This is a genomic window from Neobacillus novalis NBRC 102450 (assembly GCF_001591805.1).
Lineage (GTDB): Bacteria > Bacillota > Bacilli > Bacillales > Cytobacillaceae > Neobacillus > Neobacillus novalis.
Genome location: NZ_BCVP01000007.1, coordinates 104,535 through 128,295 on the forward strand (window position 1 = coordinate 104,535; position 23,761 = coordinate 128,295).

Annotated in this window: 19 protein-coding genes; 4 read left to right on the forward strand and 15 right to left on the reverse strand. The window is 40.6% G+C overall.

Going from position 1 to position 23,761, the window contains the following annotated elements; all coding sequences use genetic code 11:
- Positions 1 to 24: 24 nt before the first annotated feature.
- The 7 genes from polA to citZ all read right to left on the reverse strand — a co-directional run bounded on the left by polA (position 25) and on the right by citZ (position 9,172).
- Positions 25 to 2,661: a DNA polymerase I gene (gene polA, locus BANVL01_RS05100; protein ID WP_066090731.1), complete on the reverse strand. Its 2,637-nt coding sequence runs from the start codon at positions 2,659 to 2,661 to the stop codon at positions 25 to 27.
- Positions 2,662 to 2,666: 5 nt separating this feature from the next.
- Entirely contained in the window at positions 2,667 to 4,091 is a 1,425-nt protein-coding gene (gene pnpS, locus BANVL01_RS05105) for a two-component system histidine kinase PnpS (RefSeq protein WP_066090734.1), read from the reverse strand.
- Complete coding sequence (locus BANVL01_RS05110) at positions 4,088 to 4,804, reverse strand: response regulator transcription factor (RefSeq protein ID WP_066090737.1); 717 nt, start codon at positions 4,802 to 4,804, stop codon at positions 4,088 to 4,090. Before BANVL01_RS05110 ends, pnpS begins: the two co-directional genes overlap by 4 nt.
- Before the next feature lie 283 nt (positions 4,805 to 5,087).
- Complete coding sequence (locus tag BANVL01_RS05115) at positions 5,088 to 5,564, reverse strand: MaoC/PaaZ C-terminal domain-containing protein (RefSeq protein ID WP_066090740.1); 477 nt, start codon at positions 5,562 to 5,564, stop codon at positions 5,088 to 5,090.
- An 84-nt stretch (positions 5,565 to 5,648) separates the two neighbouring features.
- Positions 5,649 to 6,587, reverse strand: coding sequence for a malate dehydrogenase (mdh, locus tag BANVL01_RS05120; RefSeq protein WP_066090743.1), 939 nt, complete (start codon positions 6,585 to 6,587; stop codon positions 5,649 to 5,651).
- Positions 6,588 to 6,655: 68 nt separating this feature from the next.
- Positions 6,656 to 7,924 (reverse strand): NADP-dependent isocitrate dehydrogenase, encoded by a 1,269-nt coding sequence (icd, locus tag BANVL01_RS05125; RefSeq protein WP_066090746.1) that lies wholly within the window; start codon positions 7,922 to 7,924, stop codon positions 6,656 to 6,658.
- Positions 7,925 to 8,053: 129 nt separating this feature from the next.
- Entirely contained in the window at positions 8,054 to 9,172 is a 1,119-nt protein-coding gene (gene citZ / locus BANVL01_RS05130) for a citrate synthase (protein WP_066090749.1), read from the reverse strand.
- Between the two features lie 585 nt (positions 9,173 to 9,757).
- On the opposite strand from citZ, the gene ytvI reads away from it, so the two are divergent.
- On the forward strand, positions 9,758 to 10,873 hold the full coding sequence (gene ytvI / locus BANVL01_RS05135) for a sporulation integral membrane protein YtvI (RefSeq protein ID WP_066090752.1): 1,116 nt from the start codon (positions 9,758 to 9,760) through the stop codon (positions 10,871 to 10,873).
- A 45-nt stretch (positions 10,874 to 10,918) separates the two neighbouring features.
- Here ytvI and pyk read toward each other — a convergent pair whose 3' ends face one another.
- From pyk to dnaE, 7 genes are all read right to left on the reverse strand, one after another.
- The gene (pyk, locus tag BANVL01_RS05140) at positions 10,919 to 12,682 is read right to left on the reverse strand and encodes a pyruvate kinase (protein ID WP_066090757.1); all 1,764 of its coding nucleotides are present in this window, start codon (positions 12,680 to 12,682) and stop codon (positions 10,919 to 10,921) included.
- A 32-nt stretch (positions 12,683 to 12,714) separates the two neighbouring features.
- Positions 12,715 to 13,674 (reverse strand): 6-phosphofructokinase, encoded by a 960-nt coding sequence (gene pfkA, locus BANVL01_RS05145; protein ID WP_066090760.1) that lies wholly within the window; start codon positions 13,672 to 13,674, stop codon positions 12,715 to 12,717.
- A gap of 304 nt (positions 13,675 to 13,978) precedes the next feature.
- Positions 13,979 to 14,956 carry an acetyl-CoA carboxylase carboxyl transferase subunit alpha gene (accA, locus tag BANVL01_RS05150; RefSeq protein WP_066090763.1) on the reverse strand — a complete coding sequence of 326 codons (978 nt, stop codon included), beginning with the start codon at positions 14,954 to 14,956 and terminating at the stop codon, positions 13,979 to 13,981.
- Positions 14,950 to 15,828, reverse strand: coding sequence for an acetyl-CoA carboxylase, carboxyltransferase subunit beta (gene accD / locus BANVL01_RS05155; RefSeq protein ID WP_066090766.1), 879 nt, complete (start codon positions 15,826 to 15,828; stop codon positions 14,950 to 14,952). Before accD ends, accA begins: the two co-directional genes overlap by 7 nt.
- A 186-nt stretch (positions 15,829 to 16,014) precedes the next feature.
- On the reverse strand, positions 16,015 to 16,641 hold the full coding sequence (locus BANVL01_RS05160; RefSeq protein ID WP_425311838.1) for a FadR/GntR family transcriptional regulator: 627 nt from the start codon (positions 16,639 to 16,641) through the stop codon (positions 16,015 to 16,017).
- A gap of 8 nt (positions 16,642 to 16,649) precedes the next feature.
- Positions 16,650 to 17,888: an NADP-dependent malic enzyme gene (gene ystJ, locus BANVL01_RS05165; protein WP_066090769.1), complete on the reverse strand. Its 1,239-nt coding sequence runs from the start codon at positions 17,886 to 17,888 to the stop codon at positions 16,650 to 16,652.
- 126 nt (positions 17,889 to 18,014) lie between these two features.
- The gene (gene dnaE / locus BANVL01_RS05170) at positions 18,015 to 21,380 is read right to left on the reverse strand and encodes a DNA polymerase III subunit alpha (protein WP_066090772.1); all 3,366 of its coding nucleotides are present in this window, start codon (positions 21,378 to 21,380) and stop codon (positions 18,015 to 18,017) included.
- Between the two features lie 156 nt (positions 21,381 to 21,536).
- Here dnaE and ytrH point away from each other — a divergent pair, with 156 nt between their 5' ends.
- A complete protein-coding gene (gene ytrH, locus BANVL01_RS05175; protein ID WP_024028593.1) occupies positions 21,537 to 21,875 on the forward strand; it encodes a sporulation membrane protein YtrH in 339 nt (112 codons plus the stop codon).
- The gene (gene ytrI / locus BANVL01_RS05180; protein WP_066090774.1) at positions 21,872 to 22,372 is read left to right on the forward strand and encodes a sporulation membrane protein YtrI; all 501 of its coding nucleotides are present in this window, start codon (positions 21,872 to 21,874) and stop codon (positions 22,370 to 22,372) included. Before ytrH ends, ytrI begins: the two co-directional genes overlap by 4 nt.
- Before the next feature lie 27 nt (positions 22,373 to 22,399).
- On the opposite strand, the gene BANVL01_RS05185 is transcribed toward ytrI, so the two are convergent.
- Positions 22,400 to 23,344, reverse strand: coding sequence for a DHH family phosphoesterase (locus BANVL01_RS05185; RefSeq protein WP_066090778.1), 945 nt, complete (start codon positions 23,342 to 23,344; stop codon positions 22,400 to 22,402).
- A gap of 88 nt (positions 23,345 to 23,432) precedes the next feature.
- Between BANVL01_RS05185 and BANVL01_RS05190 the strand changes: the two genes are divergently transcribed.
- Complete coding sequence (locus BANVL01_RS05190; protein WP_066090781.1) at positions 23,433 to 23,744, forward strand: YtpI family protein; 312 nt, start codon at positions 23,433 to 23,435, stop codon at positions 23,742 to 23,744.
- Positions 23,745 to 23,761: the final 17 nt, after the last annotated feature.

A 23,761-nucleotide genomic window follows, 5' to 3' on the forward strand; every position in this document is an offset into this window, starting at 1 on the left:
AGAGGGGCCTCCTTTGCTGTATATTTATTTCGCGTCAAACCAGGTTGGTCCGTAGGAATAGTCCACTTTCAATGGTACTTTTAATTCAAGGGCATTCTCCATCACTAAAGGAACTAAACTTTTAAGAATCTCCACTTCGTCTTCTGGAGCTTCGAAAATCAATTCATCGTGTACCTGCAATAACAGCCTGGTTTTTAAGCCTTTATCCTTTAATGCTTCGTCCATGTCAATCATCGCTTTTTTAATAATGTCGGCGGCACTGCCTTGAATTGGGGTGTTCATCGCCGTTCTTTCCGCAAAGCTTCTAATGTTAAAATTACGGGCAGTAATTTCAGGGATGTATCGTCTTCTTTGCATCAGGGTGGTCACATACCCCTTTTGTCTGGCAGAGTGAATAATGTCATCCATATACTCCTTCACGCCCGGATAGGTATCAAGGTAACGCTCAATAAATTGACCGGCTTCTTTCCTTGTAATCCCCAAGGATTGGGAAAGACCATAATCACTAATTCCATAGACAATACCAAAGTTAACAGCCTTTGCCTGGCGTCTCATGTTTGAGTTTACCTCATCCTTTTCAACGTGGAAGACCTCCATCGCTGTTTTCGTGTGGATGTCCAGATCAGCCTTAAAGGCTTGAATCAGCTTTTCATCGCCAGCAATGTCGGCCAGGACCCGAAGTTCAATCTGCGAGTAGTCGGCGGCAAAAATAACCCAGCCTTTTTCCGATGGAACAAAAGCCTGACGAATCTTTCGACCTTCTTCAAGTCGGATTGGGATATTCTGCAAATTAGGATCAATCGAGCTTAGCCGGCCTGTCGCGGTTAATGTCTGTTGATATCTTGTATGGATTTTTTCCGTTTTGGGATTAATGACTTTAAGCAGTCCCTCAATATAAGTAGACTGGAGCTTCCCCAACTGCCGATATAGCAAAATATGCTCAATAATTTCATGATCGCCTGCTAATTTTTCTAGCACATCTGCAGACGTTGAATGGCCTGTTTTCGTTTTCTTAAATGATTGCAGACCGAGCTTTTCAAACAGGATAACCCCTAACTGCTTAGGTGAGTTAATATTAAATTTCTCACCTGCTAAATCACAAACCTTCTCTTCAATTTCAATTAATCGCTCATTTAGCTCTTTTCCCATCAACTCAAGGCGTTCTCGCTCAACCCTAATTCCGCATGATTCCATATCGGCTAAAATAAGTGATACAGGCATTTCAAGTTCCGTAAATAATTCATATTGCTCATTACTTCTTAATTCATCTTTGAGTTTCCCTCTTAATTGGGACATGGCGAGTCCTTTGCGAATCAGATGTTCGGCAAGTTTAGCAGCATCAGGAACCCTTCGTTTTGCACCTTTCCCATAAAACGATTCATCCGGCTGGATATTATAGATATCATATCTTTTCGCGATTGCGGCAAGGTCTTCAATATTTTCCGAAGGATTAATGAGATAGGAAGCCATCAAAATATCAAAATCGGCCCCTTTTAAATGGATATCATATCTTCTTAAGGAAACCTCCGAACGCTTCGCATCATAAACCGTTTTCTTGATTCGTTCATCTTCCGCCCATTTTTTAAAAACTTCTGATTTTAACGCAAGATCCGTCGGCAAGTAGAAATTTCCTTTTTCATTCACAAGGGAAAAACCAATAATATCAGCATAATGGTAATTATCATCAAGCATTTCCACATACAAATAATTGTCATCGGCAAAAATCTCATCCGTTATATCAGAAGGGATCATATAATCAACCTCTTCAAGCTCCGGCTCCACCAAGACAGCTGTATCTTCGCCTAATTTGTCCAATAATGAATGAAAGCCTAATTCTTTAAATAAGCCGACTAATTTTTCCCGCGTAAACCCTTCATAGGAAATTGCATCTAAATCTACCTCCACAGGCGCTTGCCGCTCGATTGTCGCCAGTTCTTTACTCATGATTGCCTGATTTTTAAATTCCTCTAGTTTTCCCTTCAGTTTATTTCCCGATACCTGATCAATCGAGTTTAACAAATTTTCCAGTGTTGAAAACTCTTTTAACAGCTTTATAGCGGTCTTTTCACCGACTCCTGGAACACCGGGGATGTTATCGGAAGCATCGCCCATTAAGCCCTTCATATCGATAATTTGATCTGGAGCCAAGCCATATTTTTCGCCAATATGCTTTGGGGTATATTCTTCAATATCGGTAATCCCTTTTCGAGTGATTCCTACGGTTATAGCAGGAGAGGAAAGCTGTGTTAAGTCCTTGTCCCCGGAGATCACTTTTACCTCATAGCCATCCTTTTCCGCGGTTAAAGAAAGGGTTCCGATAATGTCATCCGCCTCGTAATTTTCAAGCTCATATCTCGAAATCCCGTAGGCGTCTAATAGTTCACGAATAAACGGAAATTGCTCTGATAATTCTGGCGGGGTTTTCTGCCTCCCGCCTTTGTACTCTGTAAAGGTTTTATGACGAAAGGTCGTTTTTCCAGCATCAAATGCAACAAGCATGTGAGTTGGTTTTTCATCCTCCAAAATCTTCATCAGCATCATTGTAAAACCGTATACCGCGTTGGTATGAATTCCTTTATCGTTATTAAGCAGGGGGAGTGCAAAAAAAGCACGGTAGGCAATACTATTCCCATCTATAAGTACAAGCTTTTTCTTTTCCACCTCGTTCACCCTTCCAAAATCTTTTTGTCGAGTTCTAGAATAAACTCACTACCTTCACCGACATCACTTTTTACACTAATTTTTCCATGATGTGCTTCAACTAAATGTTTAACAATCGCTAAGCCGAGTCCCGTTCCTCCGGAATTACGGCTTCTATCCCGATCCACTCGGTAAAATCGTTCAAAGATGCGAGGAATTTCTTCCTTTTTTATTCCAATTCCTGAATCTTTAACATGAATCCGCACATTTCGCTCATAGTCAAGAAGGATGATTTTCACATTTCCTCCAGATGGCGTATACGTAATCGCATTACCAATTAAATTGATAAACACCTGCTTTAAACGATCAAAGTCAACGTTAATGAGTACATGCTCCTGCTTACTGTAAAATTCAAGGGCAACATTCTTTGCTTCTGCTTTTCCAGACAGAAGGGCAATGACTTCCTCGAGCATTGGATGCAAATCGACTTGCTGGAGTGTTAATTCAAAGCCATGCTGCTCAATTTTAGAAAGCTCTAATAAATCATGAATGAGCGATTGCAGCCTGTCACTTTCTTTTAAAATAATCGACAGAAATGCTTCTAATGTTTCTTGATTGTTCATCGCTCCATCCAAGAGAGTCTCTGTAAATCCTTTAATAGATGTAACTGGAGTTTTGAGTTCGTGTGAAACATTGGCGACAAAGTCCTTGCGCATTTGCTCGAGCTTTTTTAGTTCGGTAATATCGTGGAAAACGAGCAAAACACCTTTCCAGACATTGTTCGTTCCAATAATAGGAATACCGTATACAACAAAATATTTTCTTTCGATGATTAATGGAATCTGTAGCTGCTTGGTTACCATCTGTTCTGTCCGGAACACCTCAGCGACGATACCGCAAATTTCTTCTTGATCAATTACCTCATAATAAAGCTTTGATAAATAATCCGTTGTTTTCACATGAAAAATATCACTATAACCTTTATTAATGAGATTTATGTACCCGCGGCTGTCAATTAAGACTAACCCTGCCCCCATATTTTCAATTAAAGCAGACAAGCGATCCTGCTGCATTTCATGTGCTTTTGTCAGTTCTTGAAGATTTTCAGCCAGCATATTGATGGATGTACCCAACATTCCTGCATTATCCAATCGATCAACTTTTGTTCTGGCCCGGTAATTTCCATTTGCTAATTCGATTGCAACTTCTGTTGCCGCTTTAATCGGTTTTGTATACCTGGAAGTAATTCTTAATCCCAGAAAAATAATGACGACCACTGCAATCCCAAGAATAATCAAAAGGCTCCACCAGATTTCCAATTGAAGAGTTTCATTAAGTGAGTCTAAGAAATCAATTTTAAATATCTGGCCAAGCAATATTCCTAATCCAACTAATACAGTAATAATTAAGGTAATTAGCGTAATTAGAAGTCTTGTTCGGAATTTTGTCATTCTCCTTTAGGCTCCTCCATTTTATAACCGAGACCGCGCATGGTTTTAATATAGACCGGTTTCTTCGTATCTTCTTCAATTTTTTCCCGCAAATGTGAGATATGTACATCAACAATTCTAGTATCGCCAGCAAAATCATAATTCCAAACGGTGCTTAGTAATTGATCCCTAGTTAATACCCGGCCTTTATTTTGGGCGAGATTAAGCAGTAATTCAAATTCCTTTAAGGTCAACTCTAATTGCTGGGCTTTATAATAGGCTTCATATTTTTCCGGATAGATAGTTAGCTTCCCTATTTCAATTTTCCCCTCATTATTATCGTTTTCTTCAACAGCCTCGGGTTGAACTTGGGTTCTTCTTAGGATGGCCTTTACACGGGCAATCACTTCCCTGGGGCTGAATGGTTTAACCATATAGTCGTCAGCGCCAAGCTCGAGGCCTAGTATTTTATCGAATTCATCATCTTTTGCCGTTAACATTAATATTGGAGTCATAATCCCCTTTTGGCGAAGCTGTTTGCAAACTTCCATGCCATCTAAATTTGGCAGCATCAGATCTAGCACAATCATATCGGGTGACTCTGTTTCAGCTAATTTTTTTCCTGCTTGTCCATCCATTGCCGTAATAACATCATATCCCGCCTGTTCAAAATTATATTGAAGTAAGGTTACAATCGATTGCTCATCATCGACAACAAGTACTTTATTTTTCATACGATCCCCCGCAATTCAAGATACCTTCATTATATAGTTAAGGAATAGGGATTATCTAGTTTTTCGGACTGGTATAAGAAAAAGGGGTAATTGGTGGGATTTTTTTTATAAATGTTAATTATAGTGGTTTACAAAAAGGTGGGGTTTGAAAGGAATGCTATTCGTTTAAGGTTGCTCTTTTCTATCGGTTTTTGTCCTCATGAACCTCTCATGAGGACAATTCCGGCACTCTTCTAGTGGTTTTTGTCCTCATGAACCTTCCAGAGTTAGAACCTATTTACCATCAGAAATTCTCCAATGCCTTACCATGGAATTCTTCCAATCGATGCGGTGGGCAGACCTTTACATGACCAGAGATCACCGTTTCTTTTTTTTCATTCGCCCCAGTAACATTGATAACCACAGTATGCTCATCACTATTAACCTCAATTACCTCAAACAAAAACTCGACGGTTCCGTAATGATAGACAGGCTTAGTGAATTCAATTTCCTGGCTTAATATATGGCTTCCCGGTCCGGGTAAATATTTTGAGATAGCTGAGGTAATCATCCCTGTTAGCATGATACTTGGAACAATCGGTTTTTTAAATGGCGTCTGTGACGCATAGTCATGTTGTATGTAAAGAGGGTTTGCATCGTCTGTTAATCCTAAATATAGCAGAAGATCCTTATCTTCGATTTTCTCCGTCAAGGATAACTTTTCACCAACCGTTATTTCTTCAATCCTGCGGCCAAGCTTTCTTTTTTTTCCTAAAAGCATTCAACACACACCTCACTGAAAGCGATTTCATTATTAAATCGAAAAAAATCCGGGGATCCCAAAAAGACCCCGAATTTCTATAAATTAAGCTAATACTTCCATTACACCGCGAACGGATTCAACAGACTTGTCTAAGGCTGCTTTCTCGTCTGGAGTAAGCTCTAGCTCGATTACTTTTTCAATCCCGTTTGCACCAAGGATGGTTGGTACTCCAAGGTAGATACCTTCATAACCAAATTCCCCTTCAAGGTACGCAATCGATGGTAACACACGGCGTTGGTCTTTCAAAATCGCTTCACACATTTCTACCAATGAAGCTGCAGGTGCATAGTAAGCACTGCCGTTACCAAGAAGGTTAACGATTTCGCCGCCGCCTTTTCTTGTCCGTTCAACAATTGCTTCCAAGCGGTCTTTAGGAATTAATGTTTCTAATGGAATCCCACCAGCATAAGAATAACGTACAAGTGGAACCATATCATCTCCGTGTCCGCCTAAAACAAATCCAGTAATATCTTTAACCGATAGATTTAATTCCTGAGCCACAAATGTACGGAAACGAGCTGTATCAAGAACGCCTGATTGACCGATAACGCGGTTCTTAGGGAAACCTGATTCTTTAAATACAGTATAAGTCATCGCATCAACAGGGTTTGTTAACACAAGAATCGTACAATTTGGAGAGTATTTCACAATCTCTTGAGTTACACTTTTCATTACTTTTTGGTTCGTCTGCACTAAATCGTCACGGCTCATGCCTGGTTTACGTGCAATTCCAGCGGTAATCACAACGATATCAGAATCGCGGGTATCTTCGTAATTAGAAGTTCCCGTAATTGAGGCATCAAAGCCTTGAACTGGACCAGCTTCAAGCATATCAAGCGCTTTACCTTTTGTAGGGTTTTCCATTGGAGCGATATCAACTAAAACAACATTCCCAAGTTCTTTTTGTGCAAGTAAAAATGCAGTTGTGGCACCAGTAAAACCGCCGCCGATTACAGAAACTTTTTTACGTTTTAATGACATTGTGACTCTCCCCTTTTACGCATATATTAATTATCCAAGTCAGGGCTTAAAATAAGCCCCGGCTTTTCTTATTCCATATTCTTAATTAGCTCATCAGCAAACTCTGAAGTTTTTACCTCTGTAGCTCCATCCATTAAGCGGGCAAAGTCATAAGTAACAACTTTAGATGCAATTGTTTTTTCTACTGATTTAATAACCATTGTAGCTGCTTCAGTCCAGCCTAAGTGCTCAAGCATCAATACACCTGATAAGATGACAGATGAAGGATTTACTTTATCAAGACCTGCATATTTAGGTGCAGTACCGTGTGTGGCTTCAAAAATAGCATGCCCAGTTTCATAGTTGATGTTAGCTCCAGGAGCAATTCCGATGCCGCCAACTTGTGCTGCAAGTGCATCTGAAATGAAGTCGCCGTTTAAGTTCATTGTAGCCACAACATCAAACTCACGTGGGCGAGTAAGAATTTGTTGTAAGAAAATATCAGCGATTGCATCTTTCACGATGATTTTTCCAGCAGCTTCTGCATCAGATTGCGCCTTGTTCGCTGCATCTGATCCTTGCTCTGCCTTAATCCGGTCATATTGAGCCCATGTAAAGACTTTATCGGCAAATTCCTTTTCAGCAAGCTCATATCCCCAGTTTTTAAACGCGCCTTCAGTGAATTTCATGATATTTCCTTTATGCACGAGTGTAACGGATTTACGGCCTTCTTTTATTGCATAGTTAATAGCTGCACGTACAAGTCTAGTTGTCCCTTCTTCAGAAACAGGTTTAATACCAATACCTGACGTTTCAGGGAACCTGATTTTATTAACACCCATTTCGTTTTGAAGGAAGTCGATAACCTTTTTGACTGCCTCTGTCCCTTTTTCATACTCGATTCCAGCATAAATATCTTCAGTATTTTCACGGAAGATGACCATATCTGTATCTTGCGGACGCTTAACCGGTGAAGGAACACCTTCAAACCATCTTACAGGGCGTAAGCAAACAAACAAGTCTAACTCTTGACGTAGAGCAACGTTCAAGGAACGAATTCCGCCGCCGACAGGGGTAGTTAGTGGTCCTTTAATGGCAATCAAATATTCATTGATTTCATCAAGTGTTGCTGATGGGAGCCATTCACCCGTTTGGTTAAATGCCTTTTCACCTGCTAAAACTTCTTTCCATACTAATTTACGTTCACCCTTATAGGCTTTTTCAACCGCTGCATTTAAAACTCTCTCAGAAGCAGCCCAAATATCTGGACCGATACCGTCTCCCTCAATAAATGGGATAATTGGATTGTTTGGTACATTTAATACTCCATCTTTAACCGTGATTTTTTCGCCTAGCATAGTTGTTCCCCCTCCTATTATGTAAAAACCCTTTGTCACGCTAATGACTGAATCAAAGGTTAGAGAGCCAGAGCCTCTAACCTTTTCATTCAATACTATTACATCAATAATATTAATAAAAGTAAAATATTAACCTCTTTGCTCGATTGGAATGTATTTCTGCATTCCAGGACCCGTGTACTCTGCCCGCGGACGGATTAAACGGTTGTTTTCATATTGCTCTAAAATATGGGCAAGCCATCCGGAAACACGACTTACAGCAAAGATTGGTGTCATCAAGTCGTGGTCAACGCCTAAGCTGTGATAGACAGAAGCAGAAAAGAAATCTACGTTTGGCGGCAGTTTCTTTTCACCCGTAACGATGCTTTCAATTTTCACTGACATATCATACCAATGCGGTTCGCCAGTCAGCTCGGTTAATTTTTTTGACATTTCTTTCAAATGCTTGGCACGAGGGTCTCCCTTGCGGTAAACTCTGTGACCGAAGCCCATGATTTTTTCTTTGTTTTCAAGCTTGCCGTGAATATATGGTTCAACATTTTCGATTGTACCAATTTCAGTCAGCATTTTCATGACGGCTTCATTTGCGCCGCCGTGTAGTGGTCCTTTAAGAGCTCCGATTGCCGCAGTGACTCCTGAATAAATATCGGATAAGGTAGCCACACAAACACGTGCTGTAAAGGTAGATGCGTTTAATTCATGGTCTGCATGTAAAACAAGTGCTTTGTCAATTGCTTCAACTGCGATTTTCTCTGGCTCTTTCCCAGTTAACATGTAAAGGAAATTAGCTGCATAGCTTAAATCCTGTTTTGGGGCGATCGGTTCAAGGCCTTTTCTAACCCGTGCAAATGTCGTAACAATAGCCGGCATTTTCGCTTGAAGTCGAATCGCTTTTCTGTAGTTCACTTCAGTATCCATTACATCAGCTTCATCATCGTAAAGTCCCAATAAAGAGACCGCTGAGCGAAGTGCTGCCATTGGGTGTACCTTTTGAATCGGATACATGTTAAAATGCTCGATTACCTCAGGTGGAAGGGCAGCATTTTCAGAAAGCTGTTGTTTCAATTCTGCTAATTGCTCTGCATTAGGCAGCTTACGATGCCATAACAAATAAATAACCTCTTCAAAGCTGGCATTTTTAGCTAAATCATCAATGTCATAGCCAACATATGTTAGCGTGTCATCAATAATAGAGCTGATTGACGAAGTTGTTGCCACTACCCCTTCAAGACCGCGTGTTACTGTCATAATAAATCTCTCCTTCACATTTCTAAATTCCCCATTGCCCAATTTTGTAAACAAAACACAATGAATAGCCGGAAGAATTGGCATAAAGTATTGTCCCAGTATTCCCCTCAAAGGTTATCCCGGTTTAGCTGACTGAGCGATTGCTCGGGACATAAATAAATTGCTTGTATGCCCTTTCATTTGCAATAAAAAGTTATTTTACAAGAAAATCAGCATATATATATGGTTTATGTAAAAAAGGATACGCTTACAAGCCTATTATAAACAATTATCAAATTTTTGTGAACGAAAAGGAGTTGAAAAAGACAAAAAAAATATTATTTTACAAAAAATCTATACAAAAAATCAATTAGTAAGCATAATAATGACTCATTAAGCATTTGCCTATCCATCCTTAACCTAAATTATCGTACCATAATGTCAGTTAAAGAGTAGTCTTTAGGTTTCCATAGTTTTTTGTTCAATTTCTTAATGAAACTTTTCCCAATGATTCTCGTAATAATTATTAAAGCGGTAATTTTCCATTGGAAAATTATGCAGCTTAATTCATAAAATGTTAAACTATATTAAAAAGGAGGGGTGTCATTGAATCCTAAGTACATATACCGGACAATTAGATTTTTACTTGTTGTAGGCGGCGTCATACTTGCACTGTACCTTTTTTACTATTTGTCTACGTTGACGTATCCATTTTTAATTGGTCTGATTATTGCCTTTTTCATTAATCCGCTTGTTAACTTTTTTGAAAAGAAGTGGAAAATGCCGCGTGTGCTTGCGGTTTTTGTTGCGCTTATCATTATTTTCGCCGTATTTGCAGGGTTGATTACCCTTTTAGTAGCTGAAATTGTCACGGGTGCAAACTATTTGGCTACGGTAGTACCAGAACATCTCGATACGTTGATTGGCTATATTGAGGACTATTTTACAGCCCAAATCCTTCCGTTCTATGATCATTTAACAAGTTTATTTAATAAGCTTGGGGCAGGACAGAAAGAGACAATTAGTAGTAATATCCAAAATATCGGTCAGAAAATCGGAACAACTGCTGGCTCGTTTATTAAGAATCTGTTCGGAATCATTCCCAATATTTTAACCTGGCTTCCGAATGCAGCGACAGTGCTAATATTTTCATTGTTGGCTACCTTTTTCATCAGCAAGGATTGGTATCGGTTATCAGCACTCGGCGGCAAACTAGTACCTGAAAAAGCAAAAACGAGCGGCAGAACCGTGTTTATTGATTTAAAAAAGGCGTTATTCGGTTTTATTAAAGCGCAGTTAACCCTAATCTCGATTACAACGGTGATTATCCTTATCGGTCTGCTTGTCCTTCGTGTCGATTATGCGATAACGATTGCACTTGTTACTGGGATTGTTGATGTTCTTCCCTATCTTGGTACAGGGTTAGTGTTTGTTCCATGGATTATTTACACGGCCATCAGCGGCAATATGGGCCTTGCCATTGGCCTTGGTGTTCTTTATCTTATTGTCCTCGTTCAAAGACAAGTGATGGAGCCAAAGATTCTTTCTTCGAGTATTGGTTTAGATCCATTAGCGACATTGATTGCGTTATTTGTCGGTTTTAAAACAATCGGTTTTTTAGGATTAATTGTCGGTCCAGTAACCCTGGTTATTATCAGTACCCTGTATCGCGCCAATGTTTTTCATGATATTTGGGGATTTATTAAGGGGAAAGAGTCATAAATAAAACGTCAGCTTCCAGGTCGGGAGCTGACGTTTTTTTAATGCTTATAAAACACTAGCGTGGCCGTTATAAATAACACCTCTAGCAGAATCAACGGTAATTTCTTGGCCATCTTTGAACAAATCCAATGCGTGATCTACGCCGACAATCACAGGGATGCCAAGATTCAACCCAACAACAGCGGCATGGCTGGTGAGCCCGCCTTCTTGGGTAATGAGGGCAGCACATTTTTCAATCGCTGGAACCATGTCACGGTCTGAACCGATTGTCACAAGAATCGAACCCGGCTTTACCTTTTCTAAGGCCTCTTCTGCATTATGAGCAAGGACCACCTTACCAAAAGCGGATTTGCGGCCAATTCCCTGCGCCTTGGCGATTGTTTCTCCGACTACATGGATCTTCATCAGATTTGTTGTTCCAGCTTCACCAACTGGAACCCCTGCAGTGATAACAACTAAATCGCCACGCTTTACGATGCCGCTATTTAAGCTCTCCTCGACGGCAATATCAAGCATTTCATCTGTAGTCGTGCAGATTCTGCCAAGCTGTGGATAGACTCCCCAGACAAGCTGTAAACGGCGGCAAACGGGTTCATTTGCTGTTACAGCAACAATCGCCGACTTCGGACGGTACCTCGAAATCATCCTGGCAGTATGACCGCTTTCCGTTGGGGTAATGATTGACTTTACATCTAAGTTTAAAGCGGTATGGGCAACAGACTGGCCAATCGCATCTGTTAGGTTGTGTTCGGCGTCTTTGCTCCGGCTTGATAAAATTTCCTTGTGTTCTAATGCCTGCTCGGCTCTCGAAGCAATATTGTTCATTGTTTGAACTGCTTCTACTGGGTAAAGGCCCGCAGCCGTTTCACCAGAAAGCATGATTGCATCTGTCCCATCAAAAATGGCATTGGCTACATCGCTCGCTTCCGCACGTGTTGGTCTTGGGTTGCGCTGCATCGAATCAAGCATTTGGGTAGCAGTTATGACCGGTTTTCCAAGGGCATTACATTTCTTAATCAGCATTTTTTGAACAAGCGGAACCTCTTCAGCTGGGATTTCAACTCCAAGATCGCCACGGGCAACCATCAGGCCATCAGAGACTTCTAAAATTTCATCAATGTTATCTACGCCTTCTTGGTTTTCAATCTTAGGAATAATATGGATATATACTGCCTTGTTTTCTTCCAGCAGTTGACGGATTTCTAAAACGTCTTTTGCCCGGCGGACGAATGATGCCGCAATAAAATCAACGCCTTGTTCAATTCCAAAGAGAATATCCTGTGTATCCTTTTCTGTAATCCCCGGCAGATTAACGGACACACCCGGAACATTTACACCCTTTTTATTTTTCAAGGTACCGCTGTTTAGAATTTTCGTATAAATTTCATTTGCTGCTTTATTTATTTCTATTACTTCAAGACCGATTAATCCATCGTCTAAAAGAATTTTAGTGCCTACATGTACATCTTCAATTAATCCAGGGTATGTAACGGAAAACTTTTCGACTGTTCCTTCGACTTCTGTCATTGAAACAATCACATTTCCGCCCGCCTTTAGCTCAATTGCACCGTTTTGCATATTGTTTGTCCGAATTTCCGGACCTTTTGTATCCAGTAGGATGGCAACCGTTTTTCCCGTAATTCTTGACGCTTCGCGGATATTTTCGATTCGAGCACCATGCTCTTTAAAATCACCATGTGAAAAATTTAAGCGGGCAACGTTCATACCTGCATTAATCAATTGAGTTAATTTTTCTACACTTTCACTAGCAGGACCAATTGTACAAACGATTTTCGTTTTTCGTAACATTTAAAAGCCTCCTATTTGGTTAAAACAAATAATTAAATAGATAATTCTTTTGATAGTTTGAAGAGGTCAAGATCCAAGGTATGTTTTTTGTTTAGAGCGTCACTAATGTCGTAATCAGCAAGCTGATTCTTTTCTATTCCTACTGCACGGCCGCCCTTTCCTTCAATTAAAAGCTCGACTGCTCTTGCACCTAATCTGCTGGCAAGCACTCTGTCTGCCGCAGTCGGGGAACCGCCCCGCTGGATATGGCCTAATACCGATACTCTTGTTTCAAAGCTGGTTGCTTCTTCAAGCTGACGGGCAAATTCATACCCGCTGCATACACCTTCAGCAACAATAATGATACTATGCTTTTTCCCGCGTTCCTGACCGCTGCGCAGCCTTTCCGCCACTTCATTGATATCATAGTTCTCTTCAGGAATTAAAATTGTTTCTGCCCCGCCGGCTAGTCCAGCCCATAGAGCAATGTCACCAGCGTTCCGACCCATTACTTCGATGACAAAGGTTCTTTCATGGGAGGTAGCTGTATCACGAATTTTATCGATAGCATCGATGACCGTATTTAAGGCAGTGTCAAATCCAATTGTCCGTTCTGTGCCTGGAATATCATTATCAATTGTCCCCGGTACACCTACGCACGGGAATCCTTGCTCTGATAATGCTTTAGCTCCTCGGTAGGAACCATCCCCGCCGATAACAACAAGTCCCTCGATTCCATGGGCCCTTAGCTGCTCAATACCTTTTTGCTGCCCATCTTTTGTTTTAAATTCTATGCACCGCGCCGATTGAAGCATCGTTCCTCCCCTGTGAATGATATCACCAACAGAACCAAGTTCAAGCTTCTTAATATTTCCGGAAATTAATCCTGAATACCCTCCATAAATGCCATACACATCCACATTATGAAATATTGCTTTCCGGACAACTGCCCGAATCGCCGGATTCATTCCCGGGGCATCGCCGCCGCTTGTAAGTACCCCTATTTTTTTCATGTGTATCACCTCAATCATGAATTAAGAAAACATATATATATATAATATCATTAAATTAGAAAAGATACTGTTTTCACACCTACTTCTATTATTCACATAAAAGCTTCTAATATTTATAAAATAACATGAAGAATTGCCCTTAACAACCGATTCATATTAGTAATTACTAAAGACGGAATAGTTAGTGAACTGAAAACGTTTTATCCCCTTTTGAAAGCGTCGTCATCATCTATTCAATGAAATTTATGTGAACATTCATGAACTGCACATATTTAAAAATCGTGCCCATGTGAGCACGATTTTTTTAATTAACGCTAATATAATCATTCATTAAGCTATATTCGCCAATTGTCCTAAATCGATTATACCGATCGGCAATTAATTCCTCTTCAGAAAGGGTAAGCAGCTGTTGTAGTGAGGTTTTCAGTAACTTTTCGATTTCTTCAGCCTGCTGCTTCACATCTTTATGGGCTCCACCCTTGATTTCGGGAATAATCTCATCGATAACACCTAATTCTTTTAGGTCAGGTGCCGTAATCTTCATCGTTTCAGCCGCGTTTTTGGCGAGGGCCGCATCTTTCCACAAAATAGCCGCTGCTCCTTCAGGAGAAATTACTGAATAGGTTGAGTTTTCAAGCATGTAGATCCGATTGCCAACACCAAGGGCCAGCGCACCACCGCTGCCGCCTTCGCCAATAACAATACAAATAACCGGCACCCTGAGGCCTGCCATTTCAAATAGGTTGCGGGCAATCGCTTCACTCTGACCGCGTTCTTCCGCGGCCTTACCTGGATAGGCTCCTTTTGTATCGATAAAACAAATGATTGGGCGCTTAAATTTATCCGCCTGTTTCATTAAACGGAGTGCTTTTCGGTAGCCCTCGGGATGCGGCATTCCAAAATTTCTACGAATATTTTCTTTCGTATCTTTTCCTCTTTGATGGCCAATAACGGTAACAGGAAGCCCCTTAAACCTGGCTATTCCGCCAACAATGGCTGCATCATCTGCGAAAGTTCGGTCGCCATGGCATTCAAAGAATCCATCAAATAAATAGGAAATATAGTCCAATGTTGTCGGCCGGCCTGGATGCCTAGCTATTTGCACTCGATCCCACGGTTTAATATTGGAGTATATATCCGCCTCTAGCTTTTCAAGCCGCGCCTCTAATTTGGCAATTTCAGAACTTAAATCGACATCTGTTGTTTCAGTGAACTCTTTTATTTCGTTGATTTTCTTTCTTAACTCTACAATTGGGCGTTCGAATTCCAATTCTCCTACCATTCGAGTTCACCTCCTGGTTGATGAATTTCTAAAATGTTTGTGATTTTTTCAACTAATTCAAGTCGTGAAATGATTGCGTCTAACTGACCATGCTTTAATAGAAACTCAGCCGTTTGAAAGTCTGCAGGCAATTCTTCACGAATGGATTGTTCAATTACTCTGCGGCCGGCAAAGCCGATTAATGCTTCTGGCTCAGCAAAGTTGAAATCGCCCAACGACGCGAAGCTGGCAGAAACACCGCCTGTTGTCGGGTAGGTCATCATAGAAATTATCAAGCCGCCATTTTCACTGAACCTCTTTAAGGCAACACTTGTCTTTGCCATTTGCATTAAACTCAAGGCACCTTCCTGCATCCTTGCACCGCCGGAGGCAGTAAAGATCATAAACGGTATAGAAAGCTCATCGGCTTTTTCTATCGCTAGCGTTATTTTTTCACCGACTACAGAACCCATGCTTCCCATTCGGAACGAAGCATCCATGATCGCCAGGACAATTTTATTACCATTGACGGTTCCAATGCCTGTAACCACTGCTTCATTTAATTTGCTTTTTTGGCGATCCTTTTCAAGCTTTTCAAGGTAATCTGGGAAATTTAATGGATTTTTAGATATCATATTTTCATTGATCTCTTCAAAGCTGTTTTCATCAAGAAAACTGTCAATCCGCTCTCTTGAATTCATTTGAAAATGATGTCCGCAATGTAAACAAACCTTAAAGTTTTTCGCCAATTCCTTCGTATACATGATTTTTTTACATGAAGGGCATTTAGTCATAATTCCTTCAGGCACGTCATTTTTAGCAGTTTCTGTAGGAATTGTTGCATATTTTTTCTTTTTTTGATTTGGTTTCACAAAAAGATCTTTTAGTGCCAAAATGTATCCTCCTTTGTAACACTCCTGCCTAACAAGCAGGTTTTTCCTGATAATTCTATTCAGAAGTCTTTCTATCCTTTATTAACTCTATACTCCATTAGTGGTCAGACCACTAGATAATTAAAAATACCCTTACCCAAGGGCTTGTTTAACTTCCACTATAAAATAAAATAAATTCAAAATCTGTTAGTATTTGTCGATAAAAAAAGACAAATTTCGGAGAGCACAATAAGCAGAAAGTGTTTTTTCCTCATCCTTTTCTGCTAATGCATCTATTAATAATTGATAGTTCTCGCGGTTGTACTCAATGGGAATAGTGTCCAGTGAATAGTAATAATCCTTCAAAATCAGCCAAATTCTAGCGAATAGGTGATTATCTGCCATCTCGATAATCCGAATAAAAAACTCATCATCATTAAAGCTGTCTACTGTCCTTACCCATTCTTGCAAATTTGCTATGCTTCTACTGTCCATTCGTTGTAGACTTAAGCGCAGGCAATCCATCTCAATAATATTTTTTGTTTCAAATACATCCTGCTTTGCTTTTTCATCCTGCAAAATAAAGCTGCTGAGGAGCTGCACCAGCTGATTGCCGCGAAAGTCTCTGATAAACGTTCCTTCGCCGCGCCGTGTTTCAATTAAACCGAGCAATTCCAATGCCCTTAATGCTTCGCGAACGGAAGAGCGCCCGAAATTCAGGCGCTCAGACAATTCCCGTTCTGATGGAATTTTATCTCCGGACTTTAGATCATCTATGGTTATCATTTCTCGTAATTGCTTTACAATCTCTAAGTATACTTTTGTATTCGTCACTTACTTTATCACTCACTTTTACCAATAATAGCGAGCCTTTGCGTTTTTTCTTTAATATCTTCCGGATCCACTTTGATGCGGGCTACCCCTGTTTCCATCGCAGCCTTTGCTACTGCTGCAGCCACATTTGGGGCTACTCTAGGGTCAAAAGGTGCTGGAATGACATAGTCAGCATTTAACTCATCTTCACTGATTAAGCCGGCAATAGCTTCCACTGCTGCTACCTTCATTTTTTCATTTATATGTGTTGCGCGAACATCAAGCGCTCCACGGAAAATCCCAGGAAACGCCAGGACATTGTTTACTTGATTTGGAAAATCAGACCGGCCAGTTCCAACTACTTTGGCTCCGGCTGCTTTTGCTTCATCCGGCATAATCTCAGGGTCTGGATTAGCCATCGCAAAAATAATCGAATCCGGGTTCATCGATGCTACCATTTCTTTCGTTAGAGCGCCAGCTACTGAAACCCCGATAAATACATCCGCGCCTTTAATAACATCCGCGAGACTTCCTGTCAGGTTATCCCGATTAGTAAATTTGGCTACTTCTGCTTTTACCGCATTCATCCCTTGTGGGCGTCCTTCGTAAATGGCACCTTTCGTATCACACATAATGATGTCTCTGACACCATAGCTATATAACAACTTAATAATCGCGATCCCGGCTGCACCAGCACCGCTTGCTATCACTTTAATTTCGGTCATTTTTTTGTCTATAATTTTAAGGGCATTGACAAGGCCTGCCACGGTAACAATGGCTGTACCATGCTGGTCATCATGAAAGATCGGAATATTCGCTTCCTTCTTCAATCGTTCCTCAATCACGAAACAATTAGGAGCAGCGATATCTTCCAGATTCACACCGCCAAATGTAGGCTCAAGCAACTTTACGGTTTCAACAATTTTATCCACATCTGTCGTGTTTAAGCAAATGGGAAATGCATCAACGCCGGCAAAGCTTTTAAATAGAACAGCTTTTCCTTCCATAACAGGAAGTGCTGCTTCGGGTCCAATATTCCCAAGTCCGAGAACGGCCGTCCCATCGGATACCACCGCAACCATGTTTCCTTTCATGGTATAGTCATAAACCGTTTCTGGCTTTTCATAAATATCTTTACATGGCTCTGCCACACCTGGTGAATAGGCCAAACTTAAATCATGAGCGTTCCGGACAGGAACTTTTGATTTCGACTCTAACTTTCCTTTATTAACTCGATGCATATGTAATGCTTCTTCACGTAAAGTCAAGATATGTCACCCCTTTGATTTATACAAAAAGAATCGGGACATCCCGCTAAATAACAAGCCAACATTGGTGGTCAGACCACACTTGTCTCTTTATCACTATAACATATCTTCGAAAGTTGTAAAGAATTAATCTTTCAGGACAACATTTTTTGAACCGAGTATTTTTTTTAATTGCTGCAGTAATTCGGAGGTTGGATTTACGTTATTCTCCTTACCTAGCCTTACTGTTTTTCGGGTTGATTCGTAATGCAAAATAACGCCTGCTTCACCCTTATTTCCTTTAAGAAGCTGATTTATTTTTTGTAATGATTGCTCATCCTGTATATTCTCGACAATTTTCAAATATAATACTGACTGCTTTACTAATTTTGTTTGAATCCATTGTTCTAACCCAGAAACATGCTGAATGATAAATTGCGGTTCCCCTTCGCGTTCTTCAATTTTTCCTTCCAGCAGCACAAAATTCCCCTGTCTTAAAAGCTGTTGATGCCTTTTATAGACCGTCGGGAACGCGACTGCTTCCATTTCACCAGTGGCATCACTTACAGTTAAAAAGGCCATTGAATCACCCTTTTTGGTGCGAATAGCTTTCAAGGATGAAAGATAGACACCTGCAGAAGCCCTTTTTACCCCATTTTTCAAATCGAATAAAACGTCTGCACCGCAAACTTTAAGCTCTTTTGCAAAAATAGAAATGGGATGATCAGATAGATAGAAGCCAAGTGCCTCTTTTTCAAATGTCAGCTTATGCTCCTGACTTATGGGATCGACTTGAACATACTTCGGCTTGGGAACAAATTCATCATCGAATAAATCAATTTGACTGGCATCGTCAGGCTTAAAAATTTGAGCGTGCTCAATCGCTACATCTAAACTGGCTAGCAAGACGGCTCGGTCTTCACCGAACTCATCAAAACATCCAGAATGGACAAGGAACTCCAGTGTTTTCCGGTTAATCGCTTTAGAAGAAACCCTAATACAGAAATCAAAAAGGTTCGCAAATTTTTTCTTTTTCCTTGCTTGAAAGATTTCCTTCAATGCTTGGGCACCAACACTTTTGATGGCAGCAAGACTGTAGCGGATGGCTCCTGTTTGATCTACATGAAATGAAAAACCGCTATAGTTGATAGATGGAGGCAGGACGGTAATTTCCTTTTGCTTTGTTTCCATGATATACTGAGCAATTTTTGTTTCATTTCCAATTGCTGCGGTAAGCAGACCTGCCATAAAAAAAGTTGGATAATTAGCTTTTAAAAAGGCAAGCTGGTAGGCAATCATGCTGTAAGCCACTGCGTGACTGCGATTAAAGCCATAATTTGCAAAGCGGACAATTAAATCATAAATCTCATTGGCAAGAGATTGGTTATAACCCTTTTTTAGTGCTCCTTGAACAAAATGATGTCGCTCTTTATCAAGTACCTCTTTTTGCTTCTTCCCGACTGCCCTTCTCAAAAGATCGGCTTCACCAAGTGAGAATCCTGCCATTACCGAAGCAATCTGCATGATTTGTTCTTGGTAGACAATAACACCGTAGGTATTCTCTAAGATTGGTTGCAAATCTGGGTGTGGGTATTCGACTGCTTGACGGCCATGCTTTCGATCAATAAAGAGCGGGATACTTTCCATTGGCCCGGGCCGGTACAACGCATTGACGGCTACAATATCCTCAAAGCGTGAAGGTTTTAATCTGGTTAACACCTTCCGTATCCCTTCCGATTCCAGCTGAAATATCCCTGTCGTTTCGCCCCTTGCTAATAGTTCAAACGTCTTGGTATCTTCTAATGGGATTTGCCCGATGTCTATATTTCTCCTTGTATGACGATGTATGGACGATAGGATTGTTTCAATTAGAGAAAGATTTCGTAAGCCAAGGAAGTCCATTTTGAGGAGACCAATTTCTTCAAGATGCTCCATTGAATATTGAGTTAAATAAACTTGGTTAGACCCGCGTTGAATCGGAATTAACTCAATGAGCTGTTTGTCGCTAATGACAACACCTGCAGCATGTGTAGATGTGTGGCGCGGCAGACCCTCGAGCTTTAAGGCTGTTTCAAATAGCCGTTTGTATTGCTCGGTTTCATTAATCAGCCTGCGAAGCCCTTCAGATTCTTCAAATGCCTGTTGCAGGTTTATTCCTAAACGTGATGGAATAAGCCTTGACAATTGCTCCAGTTCCTTTGAATTCAGGCCGAATACCCGGCCGACATCACGTAATGCCGCTTTGGCCGCCAGCGTTCCAAACGTGACTATTTGCGCAACGTGGAGCTCGCCGTATTTCTTAGCTACATATTCAATCACTTCATCTCTACGATGGTCCGGAAAGTCAATATCGATATCAGGCATCGAAATCCGCTCAGGATTCAAAAACCGTTCGAATAACAAGGTATGCTTGATTGGGTCAACATCAGTGATGTACAAAACATAAGCAACAAGCGACCCCGCTGCCGAACCCCTGCCAGGTCCGGTCAATATTCCATTTTCACGGGCATATCGCATAAAATCCCAGACAATTAAAAAGTAATTGCTAAACTTCATTCGTTTGATTACTGCTAGTTCATAGGATAATCGTTCAAAATATTCTTGGCTTGGCGAGGAAAAGCGCTCGCTCAATCCTTTTCGGCATAATCTCTCCAAATATTCCTCAGCATCCAGGCCATTTTCTGTCGGGAAAGCAGGCAAATAGGTTTTATTGAGTTCTATATTGACATTGCATCTTTTAGCGATATGGATTGTGTTTTCCAATGCTTCAGGAAACTCGGAAAGGCAGTCGATCATTTCACTGGCTGTTTTCAGATAGTATTGATCGCTTTGCAATCTTTCTCTATGGTCATCCTGTAATTTCTCACCATTTTTAATAGCTGACAAACACTCCTGAGCAAACATGTCTTCTTTTTCTAAATAATAGACCTGATTGGCGGCCGCTAACGGGACATTCATGTCTTTTGAAAGCAATTGGAGCTGTTTCCTTAGTTCCGTCTCCTGTTCCAGTTGGTGATTTTGGATTGCAAGAAAAAAATTCCCGGCGCCGAAAACGGCTTCAAGCTTTTTTATTAACTCTCTGGCAAATTCCTCTTTCCCATTCAACAAGGACTGTTCAATTTCTCCCTCCATTCCAGGAGTAAGCGCAATCAGCCCCTTAGCATAATGCTTTAGCCATTTTAGCGGAATCCCATTATCGGCTTTCGTTTGTACCGTACTGGAGATTTTCAATAGGTTCTTATAACCTGTATTATTTTCAGCAAGTAAGACCAGTGGATAGGACTCATTCTCTTTACTATCACTTTCCATATCCACGGTTAACCCAATGATTGGTTTAATGTTATTTTTTTTACACAATTTATAAAACTCAATTGTCCCGTACATGACATTTCGGTCAGTTAATGCAAGCTCCATAAAGCCTTTCTTCTTGGCATTTTCAATTAGATGAGGGACTGAGGCCGTACTTGTAAGCAGACTATACGCACTATAAACATGCAGGTGAATAAAAGACATCCTCTTCACACCCTTAATTACTTGATCTTACTCTTTATTATAGAACTTTTATGCGAAAAAAGAAAATATGTTCTCATTTATTCATCATATTCTTAACGGTTTGTCCATATATTTGATAGAAAGGTCATGTGATTATCTGTAAGGGCGGTTGAAGGGATGAAAGAAATTGGTTTTTTTCCTGCTTTTATCGAAAGCTATTTTATTGCCTTAGGGGTTCTGCTGGGCGGGTCATTAATTGGCGGAATTGCCGCTTTCTTAACTGGTCAACCTCCGCTTACAACCGTTTATCGCCTGTCTTCTTCACTTAGAATTTGGGCAATAATAGCGGCAATCGGCGGGACATTTGATACAGTATATTCGTTTGAAAAAGGCTTTTTGGATGCGGGCACAAAGGATCTGTTTAAACAATTATTATTAATTCTTTCTGCCTTAGGCGGCGCCCAGACAGGTGCACTCATTATTAATTGGCTTACCCAGGAGTATATATCATCATGAGAATTCCGCCATTATATCGCAGACCAGCATGGCAGCGCTTTTTTGCCGGGATGGCTATTGGTGGTGCCATAAGCTGGTGCATCTTTTTATATATTTACGGTGTCTGGCAGGAAGAGAATACGGAATTGCTTCGTAAACAACAGCAGGAAATCGTGGATTTAAACAATGAGAAAAAGATTTGGCAGGAAGAATATAAGGAGATGAACAAACGGAATATTGAGCAGCTTACGGTTCAGAAAATCAATATAAAGATACTCAATGCAGAAAAATATAAGCTGGATTCCTTAAGTGTTTTAGAGACAGAGGACTCGGTTAGAGATGATATCGACATGATGCTGGCAAAGGATTTGGAAACGGTCTACAAATCGAAGGATCTACTGAAAAAAATCATTGAAAACAAACCTATCAAAATTAATGATAAACGATATAAACTTAAAGTGAATGAATTGGTTATTTTTACAAACCTAACGATACAGCTTGAAATACAATTTGAATAAACGGCCCAATTTCTGGGCCGTTCTTTATTATTGTAAATAGTTTTCACATACCTCGTCTAGTTCTTTTAAGACGTCCTCCACTTCGTTCCACGAATAGATTGATGCACCCGAGGCAAGTGGATGTCCGCCCCCCTTGAACTTTCTCGCTACCCCATTGATCACCGGTCCCTTTGAACGGAGCCGCACCCGTATTTGGTCGCCTTCCTCAATGAAAAAGACCCAGGCTTTAATCCCTTTTACATTTCCTAATGTTCCGACAAGCAGGGAGGCCTCTGCCGGCTTTGCCCCGTATTCCGCTAATAACTCTTTTGTCAGTCTAACAGAAGCAACACCGTTTTTCTGGAGCTCAAATGTTTGGAGAATATACCCGTTTAACTTAATGATATGGGCATCCAATTCATACATCCTGTCAAATAGTTCAGTCCGCGAGAAATGATAGTGGATTAATTCCCCCGCATAGGCAAAGGTTTTTTCTGTCGTACTTGGAAAAAGGAATCTGCCTGTATCACCGACAATCCCTGCGTATAACAGTCTTGCCGCCTCATCATTCATTTTCAGCCTTGATTCTCTTCCGGCTAAATAAAATTCATAAATCATCTCACTGCATGAGCTGGCATTTGTGTCGACCCATAATAAATCACCATAAGGATCTTCGTTTGGATGATGATCAATTTTGATCAGCTTATCTCCCAATGAATAGCGGTCATCACAAATCCTTTCGGCATTTGCCGTATCACACACAATTACCAAGGCACCTTTATAGACTTCATCCTCAATAACATCAAGCCTCCGCAGAAAATCTAGCGTTGGTTCTTCCTGGCCAACAGCGTAAACCTTTTTCTCCGGATAAGATGTTTGTAAAATTGCCGCCAATCCGCCTTGTGAACCATAGGCATCAGGGTCAGGTCGGACGTGGCGATGGATAATAATCGTTTCATATTGTTCAATTGCTGCTATTATTTTCTCAATCATAGGGTCTCCTTCTTAGAACCAAATGTGGCATTTTTTTAATAGAACAGGTACAATTATAGAAGATTTTCGAAACTTGGAGGAACAGATCATGTTTGTATTCGTTGTCTTAATTGTACTATTATTTGCTTTCTATTTATTTTATAAAACAAAATACTTCAGAAGCAACCGTCATGTCGAAAAGAAATGGCTTTCAGCAAAAGCAAATATTGCCCTTGGGCTATTTGTATTATTATTTGGTATCAATCATCTGCTATTCATCTCCGAATCGACGGTGACTTATCTTGTTGCCGCCATATTTATTATTTATGGCGCCATATTCAGCTGGATTGGCTTCAAAAAATATAAACATTACCTTCCATTTGCCATCGAGGAAGCAAAGACCCTCGATGCCCAAAAATAAAAGTTGAGCCGCTTCTC

Excerpts from the sequence above, each read along its gene's own strand:
- pyk (WP_066090757.1), bottom strand. The coding sequence starts at position 12,682 with ATGTTACGAAAAACGAAAATCGTTTGTACAATTGGTCCTGCTAGTGAA.
- pfkA (WP_066090760.1), bottom strand. The coding sequence starts at position 13,674 with ATGAAAAAAATAGGGGTACTTACAAGCGGCGGCGATGCCCCGGGAATG.
- mdh (WP_066090743.1), bottom strand. The coding sequence starts at position 6,587 with ATGTCATTAAAACGTAAAAAAGTTTCTGTAATCGGCGGCGGTTTTACT.
- pnpS (WP_066090734.1), bottom strand. The coding sequence starts at position 4,091 with ATGACAAAATTCCGAACAAGACTTCTAATTACGCTAATTACCTTAATT.
- accA (WP_066090763.1), bottom strand. The coding sequence starts at position 14,956 with ATGGTAGGAGAATTGGAATTCGAACGCCCAATTGTAGAGTTAAGAAAG.
- citZ (WP_066090749.1), bottom strand. The coding sequence starts at position 9,172 with ATGACAGTAACACGCGGTCTTGAAGGGGTAGTGGCAACAACTTCGTCA.
- ytrH (WP_024028593.1), top strand. The coding sequence starts at position 21,537 with ATGAAAGAAATTGGTTTTTTTCCTGCTTTTATCGAAAGCTATTTTATT.
- icd (WP_066090746.1), bottom strand. The coding sequence starts at position 7,924 with ATGCTAGGCGAAAAAATCACGGTTAAAGATGGAGTATTAAATGTACCA.
- BANVL01_RS05110 (WP_066090737.1), bottom strand. The coding sequence starts at position 4,804 with ATGAAAAATAAAGTACTTGTTGTCGATGATGAGCAATCGATTGTAACC.
- dnaE (WP_066090772.1), bottom strand. The coding sequence starts at position 21,380 with ATGTCTTTTATTCACCTGCATGTTTATAGTGCGTATAGTCTGCTTACA.
- BANVL01_RS05115 (WP_066090740.1), bottom strand. The coding sequence starts at position 5,564 with ATGCTTTTAGGAAAAAAAAGAAAGCTTGGCCGCAGGATTGAAGAAATA.
- ytrI (WP_066090774.1), top strand. The coding sequence starts at position 21,872 with ATGAGAATTCCGCCATTATATCGCAGACCAGCATGGCAGCGCTTTTTT.
- BANVL01_RS05190 (WP_066090781.1), top strand. The coding sequence starts at position 23,433 with ATGTTTGTATTCGTTGTCTTAATTGTACTATTATTTGCTTTCTATTTA.
- BANVL01_RS05185 (WP_066090778.1), bottom strand. The coding sequence starts at position 23,344 with ATGATTGAGAAAATAATAGCAGCAATTGAACAATATGAAACGATTATT.